The organism is Winogradskyella undariae, from assembly GCF_013285155.1.
GTDB classification, from domain to species: domain Bacteria; phylum Bacteroidota; class Bacteroidia; order Flavobacteriales; family Flavobacteriaceae; genus Winogradskyella; species Winogradskyella undariae.
In genome coordinates, this window is record NZ_JABTEL010000005.1 from 241,259 (window position 1) to 261,864 (window position 20,606).

Sequence of the window (20,606 nt, forward strand, 5' to 3'; positions counted from 1 at the left end):
TAGTCTTACTGATAGTCTATAAATTTTAGGGGAATTTAAAAGCTTATAATCAGTAAGTGAAAAAAAACACCTAGAAATAGGTGTTTTTCTTTTTTTAATAGAAGTTTTAAATAATTATTAAATAGAATAAGTTATTAAGAATAAAAAATGCAATCATTTTAATGATTGCATTTTTACTAAAACTTATTTTCTTTACACTACTATTTTGTAGCTGTCAAATTTATTTTTAATTCAATTTCATCATTAATAAATTTATCACCTAAATTATCGAAAAATGATTTTGATCCATGTTTGATATTCCATTTAGAACGGTCTATTGTGAATGAGTCACTAAGGATCATAATTGAATTGTCATCAATAGATTTTATTTTTATAGGGAAACTTATGTTTTTTGTCGTTTCTTTTAACGTTAAATTACCTGAAAGCATCATCACGCTTTCATTATTTGTTTTGAAGCCTGTGATTACAAACATTGAATTTGGGTATGTTTGAACATCAAAAAAATCAGCACTCTCAAGATGAGATTTTAATTTTGCATTCCCCTCTTCTTCAACGGGTATATCTTTAACAATAATACCATTCATTTCAATAACAAATTTCCCGCCTTTTACAATACCTTCACTAGTGCTTATTTTTCCACCTTTAATTGCAATTGTTCCATTGTGAGAACCTGTAGGTTTAAAACCTTTCCATTCAATTACAGATTTGTCGGTATCTACTTTATAAGTAACAATATCGGATTTAGAACCTGCAACATCCTCAGCCTGTTTGGTGTCGGCTTCTTTTGCTTTATCACCACAACTTGTAAATGCAATAAAAGTAATTAATGTAAAAATCCTTAAAAAATTAGTCTTCATCTTTTGTGTTTATTTGATTTCGTTTAAAAATACGAAGATATAAAAACAAAGGTTAAAGTGAGATAAAGAAATGTTAATGACATTTTGACATTATTATAATAATGGCAGTACTTTTGCCAATACTATTGAAAGCAAAAAACGAACTCAAAATGAGTAAAGAAGATAAAAATACAAATATTGAAGATCCTAATGTAGAGGATCAAAATTCTACTACTGCAGAAGCAGATTCAGTAGAGCAAAATGAAGTTAGATCGGTAGAAGAGCAACTTCAAGATCAGTTAGTCGCAGAAAAAGATAAGTTTATGCGATTATTTGCTGAGTTTGAAAATTATAAAAAACGAACTAACAAAGAGCGTATTGAACTGTTTAAGACAGCAAGTCAAGAAGTCGTAGTGGCTATGCTTCCTGTATTAGACGATTTTGAACGTGCTTTATCTCATATAGAGGAAGATAAAGAAGCAGAAGAATTAAGAAAAGGAGTTTTGTTAATTTATAATAAATTGGTTAATACTTTAGAGAATAAAGGGTTAACTAAAATAGAAGTAAGACAAGGCGATACTTTTAATGCAGATATTCATGAAGCTATAACTCAAATAGCAGCACCTTCAAAAGATTTAAAAGGTAAAATTATTGATGTTGTAGAGCATGGTTATAAATTAGGTGATAAAATAATTCGTTTTCCTAAAGTTGTAATCGGACAATAATAGAGAATAACAAGGTTCACCGTTTTTTTACAAAATATCAAGAATAAATTAGTTGATGAAAGAAGATTATTACGACATATTAGGAATAAGTAAAGGAGCATCTGATGCCGAAATAAAAAAAGCTTATCGTAAAATGGCCTTAAAATATCATCCAGATAAAAATCCAGATGATAATGAAGCTGAAGAAAAGTTTAAAAAAGCAGCAGAAGCCTATGAGATTTTAAGTAACGCAGATAAGAAAGCGCGTTATGACCAATTTGGACACCAAGCTTTTGATGGCGGCGGTGGCGGCGGAGGTTTCGGAGGAGGCTTCGGTGGAGGAGGTATGAATATGGATGATATCTTTAGTCAATTTGGTGATATTTTTGGAGGCGGTGGCTTTGGAGGCGGTAGCGGCTTTGGCGGTGGCGGAAGACAACGCGTTGTTAAAGGAAGTAACTTAAGAATCCGTGTTACATTATCATTAGAAGATATCGCTAACGGTGTTGAAAAGAAAATTAAAGTAAAACGTAAAATACAAGCACCAGGGACTACTTATAAAACTTGTAGTACTTGTGGTGGTTCTGGTCAAGTTACTAGAGTAACCAATACTATTTTAGGTAGAATGCAAACAGCTTCTGCTTGTCCTACTTGTGGAGGAGCAGGACAGTCTATAGACAAAAAACCAGCAGATGCAGATGCACATGGTTTAAAAGTTTCAGAAGAAACGGTTACAGTTAAAATACCAGCAGGTGTTGTTGATGGAATGCAGCTTAAAGTTACCGGAAAAGGTAATGATGCACCCGGAAATGGTATAGCAGGAGATTTATTAGTAGCAATTCAAGAAGAAGAGCATCCTACTTTAAAACGAGAAGGTGATAATCTACATTACGATATGTATGTTAGTTTGCCAGATGCCGTTTTAGGTAACTCTAAAGAGATCGATACTGTTACAGGTAAAGTTAGAATTAAGATAGAGCCAGGTGTGCAGTCTGGTAAAATATTAAGATTACGTGGTAAAGGTATTCCTAGCATTAATGGCTATGGAGGTGGAGATTTACTAGTGCATGTAAATGTTTGGACACCAAAGACTTTAAATAAGAAGCAAAAAGCCTTTTTTGAAAGTATGAAGGATGATGAGCATTTTGAGCCTAAGCCAGAAAGCACTGATAAGTCTTTTTTTGAAAAGGTGAAAGATATGTTTTCTTAAACTACTTCTATTGAATAAAAATTAGTATATTTGATTATCGCTAATCTTATTAGCGGTAATTTTTCTTTTTCATAGCAATTTTTTCCCATCCTTATCTAACCATGAGGGTGGGTTTTGTTTTTTTACCAATTCGATTCTAAATCGAACTAGCGATTTATCGTGTTTTATGAGTTCTTTTTATTCAGAAAGCTTTTTTCGTTAGATCTAAAATATATTGTTTAAATTATAGCTTCACTTTTATAGGAGTGAAAGAATTATTAGTACTTTAAATAAATAGTAGCACTTTCTTATTTTAGAATCTCTAACATTTAATATATTTACAGACTAACCATACCTCTAAAATTTAGATTAATATGAATGACTTATTAGTTGCTAATTCCGTGTCTAAGAGTTTCGGAAGTTTTAAAGCACTAAATGAAGTGTCTATCGCTGTGCCAAAAGGCAGCATTTTTGGTTTACTTGGCCCAAACGGGGCAGGTAAAACCACTTTGATACGTATTATAAATCAAATTACAATGCCAGATACTGGTTCTGTTTTATTAGATGGCCAACCGCTAAAAGGAGACCATGTTAGAGATATTGGTTATTTGCCAGAAGAACGTGGCTTATATAAATCAATGAAAGTAGGCGAGCAGTGTTTGTATTTAGCACAATTAAAAGGCTTAACTAAAACGGAAGCAAAAGACCGGTTAAAATATTGGTTCGATAAGCTAGAAATTGGAGACTGGTGGAATAAGAAAATTCAAGAGTTAAGTAAAGGTCAAGCACAAAAAATACAATTTATTGTTACGGTGCTTCATCAACCTAAGCTATTGATTTTTGATGAGCCATTTTCAGGTTTCGATCCTATAAATGCCAATTTAATTAAAGACGAAATTTTACAACTTAGAGACGAAGGAGCTACCGTAATTTTTTCGACGCATAGAATGGAGTCTGTAGAGGAGCTATGCGATCATATAGCATTAATTCATAAATCTAATAAAGTTTTAGACGGAAAGTTAAACGATATTAAACGTCAGTATAAAACCAATACATTCGAAGTTGGATTAGAGTCTTTAAATAAAGAAAAAGTGTTATTAGAAATTCAAGATAAATTTGAAGTGCTTCCGGCAACTTTTAAAAACTTGAATGATGATATAAAATTGAATATTAAAATAAATGAACAAACATCACCAAATGATTTATTGTCATTTTTAACCTCAAAATCAGAAGTGCATCACTTTGTTGAAGTGATTCCATCTGCTAGTGATATTTTTATTCAAACTGTAAACAACAATCAATAATGAATCATTTACCATTAATTATAAAACGCGAGTATTTTACAAAAGTGAAAAACAAATCATTTATTGTAATGACGTTTTTAAGTCCTTTAATAATGATTGCGCTTATTGCAGTTGTAGCTTATTTATCACAGCTAAATAATGAAAAGGAACGTACCATTTCGGTTTTAGATGAAACAGGATATTTAAAAGATGTATTTATAGATTCAGAACATACAAATTATACCAATCTTAATGGGTTAAGTCTAGAAGACGCTATTGTTTTAGTGAAAGAGAAGGAAGATTATGGACTTTTATATATCTCTAAAACAAATTCTCTAGATGATGTTACAGGGCATGTAAATTTTTATTCTGAAGATTCACCTTCATTAAGTGTTATATCTGGTTTAGAACGTCAGATTGAAAAACGACTTAAAGAAAAGAAATTGGAGTTAGACGGAGTTTCTTTAGCACAAATAGAAGCTTCTCAAATTAATATTGATATTGCACAAGAAAGTTTTGATGGAGAAAAAAGTTCTAAAATAGACAATGTTGTAAAGCTAGCTTTTGGTGGTGCTGCAGGATATTTACTTTTTATGTTTATCATTATTTATGGTAACATGATTATGCGTAGTGTTATTGAAGAAAAAACAAGTAGAATTATAGAAGTTATTATTTCGTCTGTAAAACCAATTCAATTAATGATGGGGAAAATTATAGGAACCTCATTAGCCGGAATTACGCAATTTGTAATTTGGGTCATTTTAGGAGCCGTTTTAATGTTTGTTGTTTCTGCTATTTTCGGTATAGATTTAGCGCAAGTGCAGTCACCGCAACAAGAAATGGTAAATCAAGCTATGCAGGCTAGTGACCCACAAGTTATGGCAGAAAATTTAATTAATGCCATTAGTAATCTTCCATTAGCAAACTTGGTTATTGCCTTTTTGTTTTTCTTTATAGGTGGATATTTATTATACAGTTCATTATACGCTGCTATTGGCGCTGCTGTTGATAACGAAACAGATACACAACAATTTATGTTACCAATTTTAATGCCTCTTATGTTGGCTGTTTATGTTGGTGTGTTTACAGTTATAGAAGATCCTCATGGAACAGTATCTACGGTTTTTTCTTTTATTCCATTAACGTCACCTGTCGTTATGTTAATGCGTATTCCGTTTGGTGTGCCACTTTGGCAACAAGCTTTGTCATTAGTGCTATTACTAGCAAGCTTTGTTTTTGCCGTTTGGTTTGCAGCTAAAATTTATAGAGTAGGAATTTTGATGTACGGAAAAAAACCAACCTACAAAGAACTTTTTAAATGGTTGAAATATTAATCTATGATTCAAGATTTAGAACATATTGGTGAAACGATTACGGAGAGTAGCGCTTGGGAAACGACTAAGGCATTTCTCAATAAAAATATGACAATTGGTGAAAATATCAGTATTTCAATACTTGATGTTATCATTGTTATTACCGCTATTTTTATCACTACAATTGTTTTAAGAATTGTTCTTAAAATCATTACTAGAAACATTCCTAGTGAGAACAAAGGAAAGTTTAATGTCGTTTACGGTTATTTTCGTTGGTTAGTATATGTAATAATTCTCTTTGTAACATTAAGTAGTGTTGGTGTTAATGTTACTGCTGTTTTTGCAGCATCTGCAGCCTTATTAATCGGGATTGGGTTAGCGTTAGAGACTTTATTTCAAGATATTATTTCTGGTATTTTTATTTTAATAGATCAATCTGTTCATGTAGATGATATTATAGAAATTGAAGGTAAAGTCGGTAGAATTATAGAAATTAAACTAAGAACTACAAGAGCAGTAACCATAGATAATAAAGTATTAATAATACCAAATCATCTTTATTTAACCAATTCACTCTATAATTGGACACAAAATGGAACTACAACTCGCGAAAGTGTAGAGGTTGGCGTTGCTTATGGAAGTGATGTGCAGTTGGTAAAAAAGTTGTTATTAGAGGCCGCAAGTACACACCCTAAAATTTTACCTAGTCCACCACCGACGGTCGTTTTTACAAATTTTGGAGATAGTTCTTTAGATTTTAAATTAGTTTTTACATTAGGAGATAGTTTTACAGCACAGATTCCTAAAAGTGATATTCGTTTTGAAATTGATCGTCTTTTTAGAGAAAATAATATTGCTATTCCATTTCCTCAGCGAGATATTCATATTATTAATAGCAGTAATGAATCATAGAAAAAGAAACATTTAATTCATGAGTATGAAGTCTTTTAAGATTTTAATTATAGTATTAACCTTAAGTTTTTCAAAACTTGTTATAGGTCAGGTTACTGATTTAGCTCGGTTAGAATATTCATTTATTCCTAAAAGTAAATCTCAAGATCAGTACACACGATTGAGGGCTTTAGTTAATTATCCAATTGAAATTAAGAAAGATAATTATTTGGTATTTGGAGCAGAGTATAATAGAATTATTTTAAACCTTGAAGATAATTATCCGTTTGATAGTTCTTTATTTCAAACACTCAATGTTATAGATTTAAATATCGCTTATACCTTTAAAACAAGTGAGTTTTGGAGGTATGGAATTAAATTTAATCCACGTATAGCATCAACATTAACGCATCAGATCACTAATGAAGATATTTTTCTTAATGGAGGTATTTTTACCATTAATGATAGAAGAAGAGACGAAACGGCAGAGAAACCATATCGTTTAATTCTAGGAATAACCTATAATTCAACTGCGGGAACGCCTTTTCCATTGCCTTTTGTTAGTTATTTTAGACGTGTTAATGAGTCTTGGTCTTTTAATCTAGGTGTTCCAAAATCTAATTTAAAGCATTATTTTAGTGAAAAAAGTATGACTCAAGTTTTTGTTGGCTTAGACGGTTACTTAGCACATTTACAAAGCCCTTTAGAAATTAATGGAAAAAAAGTAGATAATATATCAATGTCTGTTGCCTTATCTGGTTTGGGATATGAATATTGTTTTTCAAAACATTTAGTTCTTTATGTATACAGTGGACACACATTTAGGTTTAAAAATGTACTTAGAAATGAAGATAGGGATGAAGTCTATCCGTTAAATGATTCAAATTCATTTTACTTAAGAACAGGAATAAAATTTAAAATATAATTATGCCAAAAATATTGATAATTGAAGATGAAGCAGCAATACGTCGTGTATTAGTTAAAATTTTATCTGAAGAAAATGACACCTATCAAGTAGAAGAAGCAGAAGACGGTTTAGTAGGAATTGAGAAAATAAAAAAGAACGATTACGACCTTGTGTTATGCGATATCAAAATGCCAAAAATGGATGGTGTTGAAGTTTTAGAGGCAGCAAAAAAAATAAAGCCTGAAATTCCGATGGTTATGATTTCTGGTCATGGTGATTTAGACACGGCAGTAAATACAATGCGCTTGGGTGCTTTTGATTATATTTCTAAACCACCAGATCTTAATAGATTATTAAATACTGTTCGTATCGCTTTAGATCGAAAAGAGCTTGTAGTAGAAAATAAAATGCTAAAGAAAAAAGTCAGCAAAAACTACGAGATGATTGGTGAGAGTGATAAGATAGCGCGTATTAAGGACATGATTGATAAAGTAGCACCAACTGATGCACGTGTTTTAATTACAGGTCCAAACGGAACAGGAAAAGAACTCGTTGCACACTGGTTACATCAAAAAAGTGACCGTTCTAAAGGCGCTATGATTGAGGTTAATTGTGCTGCAATACCAAGCGAACTTATAGAAAGTGAATTGTTTGGCCATGTTAAAGGAGCGTTTACATCGGCGGCAAAAGATAGAGCAGGTAAATTTGAAGCAGCAAATGGTGGAACTATATTTTTAGATGAAATTGGCGATATGAGTTTGTCTGCACAAGCTAAAGTTTTACGTGCTTTACAAGAAAGTCGTATTCAACGTGTAGGAAGCGATAAAGACATTAAAGTCAATGTTAGAGTTGTAGCAGCAACTAATAAGAATCTTAAAAAGGAAATTGAAGAAGGTAACTTTAGAGAAGATTTATACCACCGATTAGCTGTTATTTTAATTGAAGTTCCTTCTCTTAATGAAAGAAGAGAAGATATTCCTTTATTAATAAATTATTTTGCTAAAAAGATTTCTAAAGAACACGGAAATATTGAAAAATCATTTTCTGATAAAGCCATTAAATTACTTCAAAATTATGATTGGACAGGTAATATTAGGGAGTTGAGAAATGTTATTGAACGTCTCATTATTTTAGGAGGAAATGAAGTTAGTGAAAGTGATGTAAAAGCTTTTGCTTCAAAATAAAACATACTGATTATGAAGGATATTAAGATTGAAGATTTTAAAATATCATCTCAAATTAAGATTGAAGATTTACCCACAACATTTGATTTAGAGTCAAGTGAAAAAAAGATAGAAAAGAAATTAAGAAAAGTAAGCGAAGATTTAGCTGAAATTCAGAATGCAATGTATGCGCATGGTAAGTATTCTGTTCTATTTTGTATTCAGGGAATGGATACTGCGGGTAAAGACAGTTTAATTCGTGAAGTATTTAAAGAATTTAATGTTAGAGGAATTATTGCTCATAGTTTTAAAAAGCCAACAGATTTAGAGTTAAAACACGATTATCTTTGGAGACACGTCAAGGCTTTGCCTGCAAGAGGTAAATTCGGGATTTTTAATAGAACGCATTACGAAAATGTACTGGTTACAAGAGTACATCCAGAATATTTAATGTCAGAGAATCTTCCTAATATAACATCTGTTAAGGATGTAGATGATTCTTTTTGGGAGAAACGATTCGATCAAATTAATAATTTCGAAAAGCATATTGCTGACAACGGCACTATCATTTTTAAATTTTTTATAAATATTTCAAAAGAAGAGCAAAAGAGTCGCTTGTTAAGACGTTTAAACAAACCCAATAAAAACTGGAAATTTTCACCAGATGATTTAGAAGAACGTGCCTGCTGGGATAGTTACCAAAGTTGTTATCAAGATGCTATTAATAAAACATCAAAGCCACATGCGCCTTGGTATAATCTTCCTGCTGACAATAAGCCAACGGCAAGATATATTGTAGCTAAAATTCTCTATGATACACTTAAAGAATATACAGATATTAAAGAGCCCGAATTACCAGTAAAAGAAAAAGCTAAAATAGATGACTATAAAGCGAGATTAGAAAATGAGTAAAAACAAAGAAGAACTTCCATATTCAGAAATGCCAGAATATGCTGATAAATTTACAGCAGGAACAATGGCTGCGCGTATGGTTGATGCTTTAGGGTTTCGGTTTTATTGGGCTACAGATAATTTATCAGTAAAAGATTTGTCTTATAGGGCAAATGAAGATTGTATGTCTGCAAAAGAGACTATAGAACATATTTATAGTTTATCTCAACGTATAGTAAATTCAACATTAAAGAAGTCTAATTCTAATGAAAAAGAAGAATTATCTTATATCGAATTACGTACTAGAATATTAAACAATCTAAAAATAGCTTCTGATATTTTAAAAACAAGTGAAGACATTTCTCAATACAAAATCATTTTTGGCGAACGAGAAATTCCATTTTGGAACCAAGTTAATGGTCCAATAGCAGATTCTATTTGGCATTGTGGCCAATTGGTCGTTTACAGAAGAATTACTGGTAATCCAATAAATGAAAAAGTGAACCATTTTACAGGTAAACTAAGGGATTAATTTTTTTATAGCTGCTCTTTGGTTTGACCCTCAACAGATTTGCCATATTCTTTGGTGTAAATTTTAACTAAAGCCATAAATATGCTGATTAAAAGTGGTCCGAAAATTAGACCTATAAATCCAAATAAAGGCACACCAATAATAACACCGATTAATGTGATTAAAGGGTGAACATCATCTAGTTTTTGTAGTACATATAATCTAATAATATTATCTGTAGTACCCACGACAATAATTCCGTAAAGTAATACACCCCATGCTTGAAATGTGTCACCAGAAGAAAGACTTAATATAAATACGGGTATAATACCTACAAAAGTTCCGATAAAAGGAATCATAGATCCAATAGTAACAATTACAAACCAAAAGAAAGGATCTTCAATGCCAAATATTAAAAATCCTATTAAAGCAATGACACCTTGAGCAATGGCTACTAGCGGAATACCTATGGCATTAGATCTAATCATAGCTTGTATTTCAGTGCCAATCTCACTTAAATTATCTGTGTTCATAGGAATATAATCACGCAGTGATTGTCTTAATTCTTTCCGATTCGTTAGCATAAAATAAAGTATAAAATACATGATACCAATGGCAATAAACAAGTTAAATGTATTACCAGCCATATTTTGTAATCCATCAGATAGCCATGTCGTTATTCCTTCGGTATCTATTTGAGAGTTAATATCAATACCTGTTTTAAATTTAAATCGTCCAATTTGTTCTTTAAAAGCATCAATTACTTTTCCACTATTTTTAGAGAGTTCAGATATTTTATTACCTAACATAATACCAAATCCAGAAAGCGGAATTAAAATAAGAAAAAAAGATCCCGTCATCAGCATTAGTGCTGCTAATGAAGACTTCCAGTTATACTTATCTACAAGGCTTTTCATTGGTTTTCTGAGTAAAATATAAAATGTAATTGCGCCTAAAACACCACTCAAATAGGGTAGCATTTCACTAAAGATTAAACTTCCGGAGAGGATGATTAATAGTAAAATGAATATTTGACGGATAATTTTAGGCGCAATTTGTTTCATGTGTATAGGGTTTTATAACTAATCAAATATAGTTGTAAACGACCTACTCTTATGCTCTAAAAAAAGAAAAAATTAACGCAATTAATATTAACGTTATTCATATTATTTAAATAGTGATTTCAACTTGGTTATTTAAAATGTCATCAAAAGTTTCACGCTTTCTTATAAGATGAGGTTTTCCTTTATATAATAAAACTTCTGCAGGTCTGTAACGTGAATTATAGTTACTAGCCATTGAGTAACAATAAGCACCAGCGTTTTTAAAGGAAATAATATCGCCTTCGTTTATTTCTGGGATTCGTCTATTATTGGCAAAAGTATCTGTTTCGCATATGTAACCAACTACAGAATAAAAACGTTCGCGTCCTTTTGGGTTAGAGATGTTTTCTATTTCGTGCTGAGAACCGTAAAGCATTGGTCTTATTAAATGGTTGAATCCTGAATCTATCTGAGCAAAAACAGTAGAGGTTGTTTGTTTAACCACATTTACTTTTGCTAAAAAGACACCAGATTCACTGACTAAAAACTTACCTGGTTCAAAAGCTAAGGTTAATTGTTTTCCGTATTCTTTACAGAATTGGTTAAAACGTTTCGATAATTTATCACCTAATTCTTCAATATTAGTTTCAATATCACCATCTTTATAGGGTACTTTAAATCCTGATCCAAAATCAATAAATTCTAAGGTTTTGAAATTTTTAGCAGTTTCAAATAAAATTTCACTTGCATATAAAAATACATCAATATCTAAAATATCACTTCCTGTATGCATGTGAATACCATTAATATTCATTTGGGTATTCTCTATAATACGAAGTAAAAGTGGAATTTGGTGAATAGAAATTCCAAATTTACTATCAATATGTCCAACAGAAATATTAGTGTTTCCACCAGCCATAACATGCGGGTTAATACGAATACAGACAGGAGTTTTAGGATGCTTAGTCCCAAATTGTTCTAATATAGATAGATTGTCTATGTTTATTTGAACGCCAAGTTTAGCAACTTCTTCAATTTCTTCTAAAGAAACACCGTTTGGTGTAAAAATAATTTTCTCAGGTTTAAAACCTGCTTTAAGTCCTAATAGAACTTCTTGTATAGAAACGGTATCTATACCAGAACCAAAAGAATTAAATAACTTTAAGATTGAAATATTAGAAAGTGCTTTAACAGCGTAGTTTAGCTTTAAGTGCTTTACCTTACTAAATGCATTAGTTAATCGTTTGTATTGAAATTCGATTTTTTCAGCGTCATATACATATACCGGACTTCCGAAATCCTTCGCAATTTGTAATAAGGTGTTTTGTTCCATCTTTTTATTAGATATTATTGATTTTAGTTGGACAAAAGTAAATGTAATCCTTATTTAAAACATATAAATGTAAAAAAATATCTATTTTTACACAAAATGTTATATATTTAACAAATGAAAACAATTGCATCCTGTGTTCAAGAGATTATTGTCTCTAGTCCATTTTTAGAAGAAGGCTTATCTCGAGAGATTATTAATTTTTCGGCTTTAGCTAAAGATTTAAATGAGCCAATTTCAAAAATGTTACGAAAACCGGTTAAAGATGGTGCTATAATGATGGCACTTAGAAGGTTTCAACAACCCTTAAATTTTGAAAATAAGAGTCGTTTACAAAAGATTTTTAATCAATTAGGAGATATTACGGTACGTTCAAATTTAAGTGATTTTACATTTCAAAATTCAAAAACACTTATTGAAAGTCATTCTAAAATATTAGATAGAATAGGTGCTAATAATCAAATATTTTACGCCTTTACTCGCGGAATGTTTGAAAGTAATATTATTATTTCTACTACCGAAAAAGAAAGTATTTTAAAGATATTTAAAAATGAAACACAAATAGGATTACAAGATAAGTTATCTGCAATTAGTATTTATCTGCCCAATGGTAATTCTAAAATCGTAGGTTTGTATTATCAAATTTTTAAGCGTTTGGCTTGGGAAAATATAACATTATATGAAGTGGTATCTACAACAAATGAATTTACGGTAGTTGTTGAGGATTATTTAGTAGATAAAGCATTTTCTGTGATAAAAGACTTAAAAATATAAAGTTTAACTTAGTTAGATAAAAATAAATGTACTGCTATGTTGCAAATTTACAGTAGTTTAAATCAATAATAAAAACTATTGCTAAAAACTATTAGTATGCTTATTTTTGTGCGACCAATAAATTTCTGATTAAAATGAATTTACACGAATATCAAGGAAAAGAATTATTAAGCAGTTTTGGAGTACGTATTCAACGCGGTATTGTAGCTCAAAGTGCTAAAGAAGCTGTTGAAGCAGCTAAGCAATTAACAGCTGAAACAGAAACAGGATGGCATGTGATTAAAGCACAGGTTCATGCAGGTGGACGTGGAAAAGGTGGTGGAGTAAAATTAGCCAAAAACCTTAAAGAAGTTGAAGAAATTGCAGGACAAATTATAGGAATGGATTTGGTTACACCTCAAACTTCTGCGGAAGGAAAGCGTGTGCACCAAGTTTTAGTTGCTGAGGATGTTTATTATCCAGGTGAATCTGAGCCAAACGAATATTACATGTCTGTATTATTAAACCGTGCTACAGGTAGAAATATGATTGTATATTCTACTGAAGGAGGAATGGATATTGAGACTGTTGCTGAAGAAACACCAGAATTAATACATAACGAAGAAATAGATCCTGCTACAGGTATTTTACCTTTTCAAGCGCGTCGTATAGCTTTTAACTTAGGCTTATCTGGACTTGCTTTTAAAGAAATGACAAAATTTGTTACAGCATTATATACTGCTTACGATAAATCTGATGCTTCTTTATTTGAAATCAATCCTGTTTTAAAAACAAGTGATAGTAAAATAATGGCTGTAGATGCTAAAGTAACTTTAGATGCTAATGCATTATACAGACATAAAGATTTAGCTGCATTACGTGACTTACGTGAAGAAAATCAAATTGAAGTTGAAGCAGGTGCTTTAGGTTTAAACTATGTTGATTTAGACGGAAATGTTGGTTGTATGGTTAATGGTGCTGGTTTAGCTATGGCAACTATGGATTTAATTAAGCAAGCAGGTGGTGAGCCAGCTAACTTTTTAGATGTTGGTGGTACTGCTGATGCAGCTAGAGTAGAAGCAGCTTTTAAAATTATTTTAAAAGATCCTGCAGTTAAAGCTATTTTAATTAACATCTTTGGAGGTATTGTACGTTGTGACCGTGTGGCACAAGGTGTAATAGATGCTTACAAAAACATGGGTAACATTAGTGTACCAATCATTGTACGTTTACAAGGAACAAATGCAGACATCGCTAAAGAATTAATTGATAATTCTGGTTTAGATGTAATGAGTGCAACTGAATTCCAAGAAGCTGCAGATAAAGTGCAAGAAGTATTAGCATAAGCTATTTTCTAAAAGGTTTTTAACCTTGTAGATATATAAATAAAAAAGAGCAACATTTTAATGTTGCTCTTTTTTTATTTAGGTTTATTAGAATCTTTCTTTTTAGGCATTGGACCTCTTAAATGAATAATTAATCCATTAAGGAAATTTCTTAAAATTTGATCTCCACATTCCATGTATTTCGGGTGGTCTTCGTTTCTAAACATAGCGTTTAATTCACTTTTAGAAATTCTAAAATCTACTAATTCTAAGATTTTTACTATATCATCATCTCTTAGCTTATGAGCTACTCTTAGTTTTTTAAATATGTCGTTATTTGTCATAAATTTTAATTTTGATTTCTAACTATTATAGAAATCATATTTAGATTATTACCATTATAAATATTTATCTCAAGCTAGGCGAAATCTGCTTTTTTATAATTCTCGCATAATATAAGTAAATATAGTTAAATGATTTTGATTAAAAATATTGAATTTATAGTTAGTTAGTTTTTTGGTTAAATAATTGTTTTTCAGTATTTTAGGTTGTGTTGTTTATTTTGTTTAAACACTAATCATATAGTAAAAATAAACTGTTTTTTTATTGTATAATTACTGTTTTAATTTGATAAACGTTTAATAAAATCGACTAAGTACGTTTAATTTTTCGACAAGATACATTATATCAACGACAATAAAATAATGGACCTCTGTAACTTTACAGTATAATTTAATCCCTTATAATTATGACGAATCGCGTTGAGAAATTGAGTTTACTTTCTGAGATGATTGCATTTGCACAGACAGAAGATAGTGTAAATTCTATTGAATATAATTTTTTATATAGTATCGCGAAGCAATTAGATATTTCTAAAGAAGATTTTCAATATTTATTTGAGCATCCTGTAACTTATTTGCATCTTAAATCGCATAGTGAGCGTATTGTACAGTTTCATAGATTGGTTCTTTTAATGAATCTAGATCATAAAGTAGCACCTAAGCAATTGGTTAAAATTCATAATTTTGGATTACGTATGGGGTTAAGCCATGATTCTATAAATAGAGTTCTTGATTTAATGGAGAGCTTTCCAAATAAAATGGTACCAGCAGATTTTTTAATTGATATTTTTAAGGTACAGTATAATTAGTACTAGATCTCTATTTTTTTAATTCAGTAACTTTTTAAGTCTTATTTAGAAGAAACTATTGATTGTTATAATAGAGCAAATTACTAATGACAAAAAGCTAACTATTGTTAATGTACTTTTTTTGTTTTTAATTAAAAATAGTGTTCCAATTACTAATAATATTATTTGTGCAATTAAAAAGGGTATCGTAAATATCTCTTTAAAAACGCTAATTAAAACAGCATCTATTTTATACATACTAATGAGCCCAATTAATATAAAGTAAGATACAACTGTAAAATTCGCAATTATTAAGTTTCTATTTGTTGATAATTTGTTCATTTTATTCGGTTTTGAACTAATGATTTTAGATGTTATTTTTTTAATCACCTATTTTTCTTTTAACTCTTCTGTTTGTTTGACTAATTTATTAACGTTTTTATGTGTTGAATAAATTTGAAAAAATGATTACTAATATAATTGCACCTATAATAATGTTTTCCATATTTCTTTATAATTTAATTACTGAGCTGAAGTTGTTTTAATCTTTAATCTAAAATAGTAAATTAATATATAGGATATTGATATTTAATTGTTTAATGTCTATGCTGTTTGAGTGAAGTTAATCATTCTATTTTTTCAAGTTCATTATTAATTAAAATTAATTTATTATTTATTTCAAAAGAGTATTCGTTTGAATAGTCAATGCAATGCTGAAATAGTTTTTGTGATTTTTCTAATTTTTCAATTTTGTGATTTTTTTTAGATTCAATTGTGGCATCTAAATAAATTAATTCAGCTAAAACTCAACTTAAATAATTTCCATCTTTTAATTTAAAAACTCAATTACTTCTTCATATTTCGTATTAAGAAAGTAATCTTCTTTGTTCCCTAATAATCCATACAAATTATTTAACTGTATTTTGGCTCCTTCAATATCATCATTATCAATACTGTTTACAATTCTATTGATAACATCAAAAAATGTTTGAATAAGTCGCATTATATGATCTTTTTCAATCATATTTTCTTATCAATATTATAATTTACATCTAAAAATTCTAATTAAATATATGATAACTTATCAGCTTAATACTTTGATTAAGAATGTCTTTATCAGTGTTTTATTCAGTTACAGAACTCCAATTTTCTCCTGTTTTAATTCTATTAATTTGCGTATTAGATACTCCAAAACGTTTTGCAATAATGTTGATTCTTGTTCTATTGTTTTTTAATTGACGTTTAATGATCTTTACTTTTCCTTCACTTAATTTTCCAATATTTTTACTTCTTTTTTTAACAATTCCTTCCCATTTTGGATTGTTAAATTGATGAAGTTCTTTTTCTCTTTTAGTAGCCCATTTTAGGTTTTCAATTCGATTATCGGTTTTGTCATAATTTAAATGAATAACACAGATTCCATTATTTTTTTCTAGGAAATGTTCCGCAACAAGTTTGTGAACGTATCTACTAGTCTGTTTTCCGTTCTTTTTTTGTTTAAGAGGTAAATTTTGATATCCGTTTATAAAATATTCTTTGACAATAAATTCCTCATCTGTTTTACAGTTTATAATTCTACCGTAATTTGATATTTTAAATTTTTCTTTTTCCGAAATTTTGTCATCAAATTCGATTTCTTTCCATTCTTCATTCCAGTAATTTCGTATCATCTTCGTTTTCTTTTTCTTTTTCCTTTTCTTTTTTCAAATGTTGCGTAACTATTTCACCTTCTCTAACTTACCCTGATAAGCTGTAATTTGATCTCTAAAATGTGCTGCTTCTAAAAAATCTAAAGCTTTTGCGGCTTGCTCCATAAGTTTTCGGTTTTCTCTAATTTTCTTTTCGAGTTCACCTTTAGTTAAATAATCACTTTCTGGTTCTGCAGCTATTTTTGCATCTAATTCTGTTCTGTAAGTACTCACAGAATTTTGGGTTAGAGCACTATTTAAACTCTTATTTAAAGCTTTTGGTACTTGGTTATGTTTGGTGTTATATGCAATTTGTTTTTCGCGACGGTAATTAGTCTCGTCTATTGTTTTTTGCATGCTTTTGGTAATTTTGTCAGCATACATAATAGCCTTTCCGTTAAGGTTTCTTGCTGCTCTACCAACGGTTTGTGTTAATGAGCGTGCAGAACGTAGAAAACCTTCTTTATCGGCATCTAATATAGCAACTAAAGAAACTTCTGGCAAATCTAAACCTTCACGCAGTAAGTTTACTCCAACTAAAACATCAAAGACTCCTTTTCGTAAATCCTGCATGATTTCTACACGTTCTAAAGTGTCTACATCACTATGTATATACCTTGTTCGGACTGAAATACGAGTTAAGTACTTTGTTAACTCCTCAGCCATTCTTTTGGTTAAGGTAGTTACTAAAGTACGTTCGTCTTTTTCAACACGATTTTGAATTTCTTCAATTAAATCATCAATTTGATTTAAGCTTGGTCTAACTTCAATAATTGGGTCTAATAAGCCTGTAGGACGAATTATTTGTTCAACATAAACTCCATCTGTTTTTTGCATTTCGTAATCTGCTGGAGTAGCCGAAACATAGATAACTTGATTTTGAAGTGCTTCAAACTCTTCAAATTTTAAAGGTCTGTTATCCATGGCCGCAGGTAAACGAAAACCGTAATCTACAAGATTCACTTTTCGGCTTCTATCACCACCATACATGGCATGAACTTGAGAAACCGTTACGTGACTTTCGTCAATGACCATTAAAAAATCATTAGGAAAATAATCAAGTAAACAGAATGGTCTAGTTCCTGAAGACCTTCCGTCTAAATATCTAGAGTAATTTTCAATTCCTGAACAATAACCTAATTCGCGAATCATTTCTAAATCGAATTCTGTACGTTCTTTAAGTCGCTTGGCTTCAAGATGTTTTCCTATTTCTTTAAAATAATCAAACTGTTTTACTAAATCGTCTTGAATATCTTTTATTGCTCCATTTAAAACATCGGGTGATGTTACAAACATGTTAGCAGGATAGATGTTTAAACGATCGTAGCGTTCTATAATCTCATTTGTACGCGCATCAAAAGCTTCAATTTCTTCAATTTCATCTCCGAAAAAGTGAACTCTAAAAGCGTGATCAGCATAACCAGGAAAAATATCCACAGTATCTCCTTTTATTCTAAAATTACCATTTTTAAACTCAGCTTCTGTCCTAGAGTACAAACTTTGAACCAATTGATGTAATAATTTAGTCCTAGAAATAACTTGATCTCGTTCTATAGAAATTACATTTTTTTGAAATTCCACAGGATTCCCAATACCATATAAACAAGATACAGATGCAATAACAATAACATCACGACGACCAGAAAGTAGGGAAGATGTGGTACTTAAACGCATCTTCTCAATTTCTTCGTTGATAGATAAATCTTTTTCTATATAAACACCAGAAACAGGAATGTATGCTTCAGGTTGGTAATAATCATAGTAAGATACAAAATACTCAACGGCATTTTCTGGAAAAAATTGCTTAAACTCAGAGTAAAGTTGTGCTGCTAAGGTTTTATTATGTGCTAAGATTAATGTTGGTCGTTGCACTTCTTCAATAACATTGGCAACGGTAAATGTTTTACCAGAACCTGTAACACCTAAAAGTGTTTGGTACTTTTCTTTATCTGTGATGCCTTTTGCTAGTTTTTTAATAGCTTGTGGCTGATCACCTGTTGGTTTAAATTCTGACTCAATTTTAAATCGCATAAAGCAAAGTTACAATAATGTACTTAGACTTTAAATGCTGTAAGCGTTACAATGATGTTAAAAACAAAAGATTGATACAAGTTAATTACACCAAGTGTTTAATGTTTTAAAGCAAAATGTCCTTTTATTTCCTTTGAGTTTTTTAGGGTGATAAGATACCAGTAGTCATTAGATTCTAATAGATGTCCGTTATAAAACCCGTCCCATGAATAATTATTTGGGATTAATTGTTTTAAAAGTTTACCATAACGGTTAAAAATAAGAATTTTTTCTACCATATTATTTTTGTCAATAACAGTCCATGAATCATTCATTCTGTCTCCATTAGGCGTGAAAAATAATGGAATAAAGAGTTCAGATTCAATTTCAAAAGAAAGTGATTTAATAATACAGCTATTCTCACCCGTAACATATAATGTGTGACTACCTTGTGAAAGATCACTAAAAATATTTGAAGTCTGGATGTTAGAGTAATCTACAGCGTAGTTATAATCTATACTTTGGTCTAACATAGTAACAATTAAAGTTGCGTTACTTATAGAAATATTAGATTGGTCTAAGGTGAAATCTATAGCATCGTTTACGGTAACATAAAAACTAGATTCGTTAGAGCAAATATTAGGAGTGGTCCCAATTTCATTATAAATATAAATAGTCTGAGAAGCTGAAATGGTATTATTAGCGTAAAGCGGTGATCCTGTTCCGTTAGTTCCTGTAAAATAATTTCCGTTGGTGAGTTCTGGTAAAATATACTTAGAACATGCTATTTGGTCTGGCATTGTGTCTACATTTAATGTAGATGAAATAGTAACCGAAAAACTAGATTGATTAGAGCAGTTATTTGGTGCCGTACCAACTTCATTATAAATATAAATGGTTTGTGAAGAAGAAATTGAATCATTCGCAAAAAGTGGAGTTCCTGTTCCGTTAGTTCCTGTAAAATAATTTCCATCCGTAAGTGCAGGCAGTATATATTCTGAACATACCGTTTGGTTAGAAAGTGTATCTACGTTTGGTGTTGATGAAATTGTAACCTCAAAACTAGATTCATTATCACAGTTATTAGGAGCCGTACCGATTTCATTATAAATATAAATGGTTTGTGAAGTTGTGATTGAAGCACCAGCGTTTAATTGAGTTCCACCACCATTTGTTGCAGTAAAATAATTCCCGTTAGTTAAAGTCGGTAAAATGTACTCAGAACATACGGTTTGATTTGCAATCGTATCAACATTAGGTGTTCCGCTTACAGTTACAGTAAAGCTTGATTCGTTATCACAGTTATTAGGAGCCGTACCGATTTCATTATAAATATAAATAGTTTGTGAAGTTGTGATTGAAGCACCAGGGTTTAATTGAGTTCCACCACCATTTGTTGCTGTGAAATAATTTCCGTTAGTTAAAGTCGGTAAAATGTACTCAGAACATACGGTTTGATTTGTAATCGTATCAACATTAGGAGTTCCGCTTACAGTTACACTAAAGCTTGATTCGTTATCACAGTTATTAGGAGCCGTACCGATTTCGTTATAAATATAAATGGTTTGTGAAGTTGTGATTGAAGCACCAGGGTTTAATTGAGTTCCACCACCATTTGTTGCTGTGAAATAATTTCCGTT

Annotated in this window: 20 protein-coding genes; 12 read left to right on the forward strand and 8 right to left on the reverse strand. The window is 30.6% G+C overall.

Going from position 1 to position 20,606, the window contains the following annotated elements:
* Positions 1-200: 200 nt before the first annotated feature.
* Positions 201-857: a YceI family protein gene (locus HSX10_RS09615; protein ID WP_173587999.1), complete on the reverse strand. Its 657-nt coding sequence runs from the start codon at positions 855-857 to the stop codon at positions 201-203.
* A gap of 149 nt (positions 858-1,006) precedes the next feature.
* On the opposite strand from HSX10_RS09615, the gene HSX10_RS09620 reads away from it, so the two are divergent.
* The 9 genes from HSX10_RS09620 (at position 1,007) to HSX10_RS09660 (ending at position 9,709) form a co-directional block, all read left to right on the forward strand.
* Positions 1,007-1,561, forward strand: a complete 555-nt coding sequence (locus HSX10_RS09620) for a nucleotide exchange factor GrpE (RefSeq protein ID WP_173588000.1) — start codon at positions 1,007-1,009, stop codon at positions 1,559-1,561.
* Positions 1,562-1,616: 55 nt separating this feature from the next.
* Positions 1,617-2,750: a molecular chaperone DnaJ gene (gene dnaJ, locus HSX10_RS09625; protein WP_173588001.1), complete on the forward strand. Its 1,134-nt coding sequence runs from the start codon at positions 1,617-1,619 to the stop codon at positions 2,748-2,750.
* A gap of 353 nt (positions 2,751-3,103) precedes the next feature.
* Positions 3,104-4,033: an ABC transporter ATP-binding protein gene (locus HSX10_RS09630; protein ID WP_173588002.1), complete on the forward strand. Its 930-nt coding sequence runs from the start codon at positions 3,104-3,106 to the stop codon at positions 4,031-4,033.
* Positions 4,033-5,346 (forward strand): ABC transporter permease, encoded by a 1,314-nt coding sequence (locus HSX10_RS09635; RefSeq protein WP_173588003.1) that lies wholly within the window; start codon positions 4,033-4,035, stop codon positions 5,344-5,346. Before HSX10_RS09630 ends, HSX10_RS09635 begins: the two co-directional genes overlap by 1 nt.
* Positions 5,347-5,349: 3 nt before the next feature.
* A complete protein-coding gene (locus tag HSX10_RS09640) occupies positions 5,350-6,237 on the forward strand; it encodes a mechanosensitive ion channel family protein (RefSeq protein WP_173588004.1) in 888 nt (295 codons plus the stop codon).
* Between the two features lie 25 nt (positions 6,238-6,262).
* Positions 6,263-7,141, forward strand: coding sequence for a DUF6268 family outer membrane beta-barrel protein (locus tag HSX10_RS09645; protein WP_173588005.1), 879 nt, complete (start codon positions 6,263-6,265; stop codon positions 7,139-7,141).
* Between the two features lie 2 nt (positions 7,142-7,143).
* Entirely contained in the window at positions 7,144-8,307 is a 1,164-nt protein-coding gene (locus tag HSX10_RS09650; protein ID WP_173588006.1) for a sigma-54-dependent transcriptional regulator, read from the forward strand.
* A 12-nt stretch (positions 8,308-8,319) separates the two neighbouring features.
* Positions 8,320-9,198 (forward strand): PPK2 family polyphosphate kinase, encoded by an 879-nt coding sequence (locus HSX10_RS09655; protein ID WP_173588007.1) that lies wholly within the window; start codon positions 8,320-8,322, stop codon positions 9,196-9,198.
* Entirely contained in the window at positions 9,191-9,709 is a 519-nt protein-coding gene (locus HSX10_RS09660) for a DinB family protein (protein ID WP_173588008.1), read from the forward strand. The genes HSX10_RS09655 and HSX10_RS09660 overlap by 8 nt, the downstream gene beginning before the upstream one ends.
* A 5-nt stretch (positions 9,710-9,714) precedes the next feature.
* Here the strand turns inward: HSX10_RS09660 and HSX10_RS09665 are convergent, their stop codons facing one another.
* Positions 9,715-10,752 carry an AI-2E family transporter gene (locus HSX10_RS09665; protein WP_173588009.1) on the reverse strand — a complete coding sequence of 346 codons (1,038 nt, stop codon included), beginning with the start codon at positions 10,750-10,752 and terminating at the stop codon, positions 9,715-9,717.
* A gap of 106 nt (positions 10,753-10,858) precedes the next feature.
* Positions 10,859-12,064 carry a diaminopimelate decarboxylase gene (lysA, locus tag HSX10_RS09670; protein ID WP_173588010.1) on the reverse strand — a complete coding sequence of 402 codons (1,206 nt, stop codon included), beginning with the start codon at positions 12,062-12,064 and terminating at the stop codon, positions 10,859-10,861.
* A 114-nt stretch (positions 12,065-12,178) separates the two neighbouring features.
* Between lysA and HSX10_RS09675 the strand changes: the two genes are divergently transcribed.
* Positions 12,179-12,835, forward strand: coding sequence for a hypothetical protein (locus HSX10_RS09675; RefSeq protein ID WP_173588011.1), 657 nt, complete (start codon positions 12,179-12,181; stop codon positions 12,833-12,835).
* Positions 12,836-12,969: 134 nt separating this feature from the next.
* Positions 12,970-14,160, forward strand: a complete 1,191-nt coding sequence (gene sucC / locus HSX10_RS09680; RefSeq protein WP_173588012.1) for an ADP-forming succinate--CoA ligase subunit beta — start codon at positions 12,970-12,972, stop codon at positions 14,158-14,160.
* A gap of 74 nt (positions 14,161-14,234) precedes the next feature.
* Here the strand turns inward: sucC and HSX10_RS09685 are convergent, their stop codons facing one another.
* The gene (locus HSX10_RS09685; protein ID WP_173588013.1) at positions 14,235-14,483 is read right to left on the reverse strand and encodes a DUF1456 family protein; all 249 of its coding nucleotides are present in this window, start codon (positions 14,481-14,483) and stop codon (positions 14,235-14,237) included.
* A 404-nt stretch (positions 14,484-14,887) separates the two neighbouring features.
* Between HSX10_RS09685 and HSX10_RS09690 the strand changes: the two genes are divergently transcribed.
* Positions 14,888-15,289: a TerB family tellurite resistance protein gene (locus tag HSX10_RS09690; RefSeq protein WP_173588014.1), complete on the forward strand. Its 402-nt coding sequence runs from the start codon at positions 14,888-14,890 to the stop codon at positions 15,287-15,289.
* 808 nt (positions 15,290-16,097) lie between these two features.
* Here HSX10_RS09690 and HSX10_RS09695 read toward each other — a convergent pair.
* The 4 genes from HSX10_RS09695 to HSX10_RS09710 form a co-directional block, all read right to left on the reverse strand.
* A complete protein-coding gene (locus HSX10_RS09695) occupies positions 16,098-16,292 on the reverse strand; it encodes a hypothetical protein (RefSeq protein ID WP_173588015.1) in 195 nt (64 codons plus the stop codon).
* A 100-nt stretch (positions 16,293-16,392) separates the two neighbouring features.
* Positions 16,393-16,938: an HNH endonuclease gene (locus tag HSX10_RS09700; protein WP_173588016.1), complete on the reverse strand. Its 546-nt coding sequence runs from the start codon at positions 16,936-16,938 to the stop codon at positions 16,393-16,395.
* Between the two features lie 48 nt (positions 16,939-16,986).
* Positions 16,987-18,987 carry an excinuclease ABC subunit UvrB gene (gene uvrB, locus HSX10_RS09705; RefSeq protein WP_173588017.1) on the reverse strand — a complete coding sequence of 667 codons (2,001 nt, stop codon included), beginning with the start codon at positions 18,985-18,987 and terminating at the stop codon, positions 16,987-16,989.
* Between the two features lie 98 nt (positions 18,988-19,085).
* Positions 19,086-20,606: T9SS type B sorting domain-containing protein (locus HSX10_RS09710; protein WP_173588018.1), on the reverse strand; the 1,521-nt coding region annotated here is incomplete at its 5' end.

Excerpts from the sequence above, each read along its gene's own strand:
- HSX10_RS09700 (WP_173588016.1), bottom strand. The coding sequence starts at position 16,938 with ATGATACGAAATTACTGGAATGAAGAATGGAAAGAAATCGAATTTGAT.
- HSX10_RS09630 (WP_173588002.1), top strand. The coding sequence starts at position 3,104 with ATGAATGACTTATTAGTTGCTAATTCCGTGTCTAAGAGTTTCGGAAGT.
- sucC (WP_173588012.1), top strand. The coding sequence starts at position 12,970 with ATGAATTTACACGAATATCAAGGAAAAGAATTATTAAGCAGTTTTGGA.
- HSX10_RS09620 (WP_173588000.1), top strand. The coding sequence starts at position 1,007 with ATGAGTAAAGAAGATAAAAATACAAATATTGAAGATCCTAATGTAGAG.
- HSX10_RS09665 (WP_173588009.1), bottom strand. The coding sequence starts at position 10,752 with ATGAAACAAATTGCGCCTAAAATTATCCGTCAAATATTCATTTTACTA.
- HSX10_RS09640 (WP_173588004.1), top strand. The coding sequence starts at position 5,350 with ATGATTCAAGATTTAGAACATATTGGTGAAACGATTACGGAGAGTAGC.
- HSX10_RS09635 (WP_173588003.1), top strand. The coding sequence starts at position 4,033 with ATGAATCATTTACCATTAATTATAAAACGCGAGTATTTTACAAAAGTG.
- uvrB (WP_173588017.1), bottom strand. The coding sequence starts at position 18,987 with ATGCGATTTAAAATTGAGTCAGAATTTAAACCAACAGGTGATCAGCCA.
- lysA (WP_173588010.1), bottom strand. The coding sequence starts at position 12,064 with ATGGAACAAAACACCTTATTACAAATTGCGAAGGATTTCGGAAGTCCG.
- HSX10_RS09675 (WP_173588011.1), top strand. The coding sequence starts at position 12,179 with ATGAAAACAATTGCATCCTGTGTTCAAGAGATTATTGTCTCTAGTCCA.
- HSX10_RS09655 (WP_173588007.1), top strand. The coding sequence starts at position 8,320 with ATGAAGGATATTAAGATTGAAGATTTTAAAATATCATCTCAAATTAAG.
- HSX10_RS09645 (WP_173588005.1), top strand. The coding sequence starts at position 6,263 with ATGAAGTCTTTTAAGATTTTAATTATAGTATTAACCTTAAGTTTTTCA.
- HSX10_RS09615 (WP_173587999.1), bottom strand. The coding sequence starts at position 857 with ATGAAGACTAATTTTTTAAGGATTTTTACATTAATTACTTTTATTGCA.
- HSX10_RS09690 (WP_173588014.1), top strand. The coding sequence starts at position 14,888 with ATGACGAATCGCGTTGAGAAATTGAGTTTACTTTCTGAGATGATTGCA.
- HSX10_RS09650 (WP_173588006.1), top strand. The coding sequence starts at position 7,144 with ATGCCAAAAATATTGATAATTGAAGATGAAGCAGCAATACGTCGTGTA.
- dnaJ (WP_173588001.1), top strand. The coding sequence starts at position 1,617 with ATGAAAGAAGATTATTACGACATATTAGGAATAAGTAAAGGAGCATCT.
- HSX10_RS09685 (WP_173588013.1), bottom strand. The coding sequence starts at position 14,483 with ATGACAAATAACGACATATTTAAAAAACTAAGAGTAGCTCATAAGCTA.
- HSX10_RS09695 (WP_173588015.1), bottom strand. The coding sequence starts at position 16,292 with ATGATTGAAAAAGATCATATAATGCGACTTATTCAAACATTTTTTGAT.
- HSX10_RS09660 (WP_173588008.1), top strand. The coding sequence starts at position 9,191 with ATGAGTAAAAACAAAGAAGAACTTCCATATTCAGAAATGCCAGAATAT.